Source organism: Vibrio sp. YT-19(2023) (genome assembly GCF_033337395.1).
Window position 1 is genome coordinate 1 of the sequence record NZ_JAWOQN010000496.1, and the last position, 701, is coordinate 701.

The 701-nt window shown below is 50.4% G+C and carries 1 protein-coding gene; it reads left to right on the forward strand.

The window, feature by feature from the left end:
- A partial coding sequence (gene artQ, locus R7E78_RS26730; protein WP_318058686.1) for an arginine ABC transporter permease ArtQ occupies positions 1 to 668 on the forward strand: 668 nt, incomplete at its 5' end.
- Positions 669 to 701 lie beyond the last annotated feature (33 nt).

A 701-nucleotide genomic window follows, 5' to 3' on the forward strand; every position in this document is an offset into this window, starting at 1 on the left:
TATCGCTTGTACAAGCTAGCTGGATGACGGTTCAGCTAGCCTTCACAAGCCTTTTAGTCGGTTTGATTCTGGCAGTGGTATTCGCCAGTGGTGAAATGTCTCGTCGCGTATTCGTGAAATGGCCTACAACGGCGTTTGTTACGGTGGTGCGTGGCTTGCCAGAAATCCTTGTCGTTTTGTTCATCTATTTTGGTTCGACTCAGGTTCTGTTTTTAATCACCGGAGACTTTATTGAGGTTAGCCCGTTTTTGTCTGGTGTGGTGGCGTTATCGTTGATCTTCGCTTCCTATGCTTCTCAAACTCTGCGCGGAGCATTAAAAGCCGTTGGCAGAGGGCAGAGAGAAGCTGCAAGCGCACTCGGTATCAGTCAGTTTCACGCGTTTGTGCGCATTGTGTTGCCACAAGCCGTGCGACATGCGCTTCCTGGCTTAACCAACCAATGGCTGGTTTTGCTAAAAGACACGGCGCTGGTTTCTTTGATTGGCGTGACGGATCTGCTGAAACAAGCTCAGCTTACATCGGCAGCCACGCACGAAGCGTTTACTTGGTATGCGACGGCAGCGGCGATTTACTTAGTGATCACGCTTATCACGCAGCGCGCGGTCAAAGTGATTGATAAGAAATTCTCAATCCAAGGCATGAGTATGGGGCAGGAGGCGAGCGCATGAACGAACCACGTGGATGGCAAATGCTGGATGGTT